The sequence below is a fragment of the Oligoflexus sp. genome, from assembly GCF_035638955.1.
Classification (GTDB): Bacteria; Bdellovibrionota_B; Oligoflexia; order Oligoflexales; family Oligoflexaceae; genus Oligoflexus.
Genome location: NZ_DASQYZ010000243.1, coordinates 1 through 1,603 on the forward strand (window position 1 = coordinate 1; position 1,603 = coordinate 1,603).

Here is a 1,603-nt window from a genome sequence, read left to right on the forward strand (position 1 = left end):
CCTTTTCCAAGCTTGATGCCTCCTCGAAAGAAGCTTCCGGTGTGGTACGCTATCGTTAACTTGTCGGCGGAAGTGGCATCAATGTCTTCCGCGAGAATTCGGTACGGGATTTCACTGCCATCCGTGATTGCCTTATCATCTGCTGCCAGTTTTGCAGACAGAATATATTTGCCGGTCGCTGTCTTCTTTCCAAGAAGAGACCCTCGTCCAAGCTTATGACCCTTTTCAAGCAGGATGGTTTCCGACTGTAGCGGAAAATCCCCGGCGATGAGATCAAGGGGCTGGTATTCACCAATTTGACTGAAACTTGGTTCGTATCCCATATCTTCTCCTATGCCAGTGTCACTAGACCGATGCTGGCTGCGAATCGCAGGTCGGCATCCAGGTCATCGTCAGTTGAGGGCGCAGACTTTCCGTCAAGATTGGCCAGCGCACTATCCGCCTTTTTCAGCTGTTCGATCTTCTTGCCCTTGTTGTCCTGCTCGTGCGTCAAAATCCGAAGTGCGGCTTCACCGACTGTCAGCTTTTCTTTGATCAGCTGATTCGTAAGCTCGGAGGAGACGCGTCCTTTGGCAATTTCCTGGATTTTAAGAATTCGTCCTATCTGGGCGTCTTCAATTTCGGCAGTGGTTTGCTTGATTTCGATTGAAGAACTCGATTCCATGCTTTCCGCTTTTTCTTCCACGACCTCCTTGGCTATTGACATAATTGCACCTTCAAAACTCGATATTTCATCGATCATTCCCTTTTCGAGCGATTTTTCGCCTATAAATATTGACCCCTGGCCGTACTTTTCGAGAACGGTTTCAGGCGATATGCCGCGATTTCGCGCAACTTTGTGAACAAAAATGGCTCCAAGATCATCAACAGTTCGCTGAACTTCCTTTGAACCCAGCTCCGTACCTGGATCACGGTTTTTATTTGGAGATATGGAGCTGACAAAGGAAATTTCCCCAGACTTTTCCTTGGATCGGACGACGGTCTGAACACCAATGCTGCCAAGCAATGCTGTTTCGGATGCAAAGATTTTGCAGCACGAGGAGGCTATCCAGTACGCAGCGGAAGCACCGAGCCCACCGACATAGGCATAGATGGGTTTCGACTGCCGAGCGCTAAAAATGTGATCACCCAACTCTGCACAACCGTTTGCCTCGCCACCTGGGCTGTCAATATTTAGAAGGATGGCTTTTACTTCCGATGATTCAATCATCGCATGAAGGTCGCGGAGGACAATTTCATAGCTGGTAGCGCCAGAAACTTCCGTAAGAAGGTTGGCCCGTTTGAAGGTGGGACCTTGCACCGGGATAATGCCAATGCCTTGCCGCACGGTTGAGTTATGGGCATAGGATGGTTTTCGTCCCAGGCTATTTTCGAGAGCTTGCAGGTCGTTGGTTCGGGACGCCACGGATATCAGGGTGTTTAAACCTTCTTCCGTGATGGCCCACTGCGACTGTTCAATAAAAGAGAGAGCTAGACTCAAAAAATCCTCCGCGACTTTTTTCACCATATATCGATTTTCAAGCCTTGGGAAGTGGGGGCGGGCCCACTTCCCATCTGCCGTAAATTTCTGCTAGGTATCGTCGTGTCGGGGAATTATCCCCAA

At 49.4% G+C, this 1,603-nt stretch carries 2 protein-coding genes; both read right to left on the reverse strand.

Annotated features, from left to right (window positions below; all coding sequences use genetic code 11):
* Positions 1 to 323 (reverse strand): head decoration protein (locus tag VE954_RS22325; RefSeq protein WP_324956925.1); only part of this gene is annotated, 323 nt, incomplete at its 3' end.
* 8 nt (positions 324 to 331) lie between these two features.
* Positions 332 to 1,480 (reverse strand): S49 family peptidase, encoded by a 1,149-nt coding sequence (locus tag VE954_RS22330; protein WP_324956927.1) that lies wholly within the window; start codon positions 1,478 to 1,480, stop codon positions 332 to 334.
* Between the last annotated feature and the right edge of the window lie 123 nt (positions 1,481 to 1,603).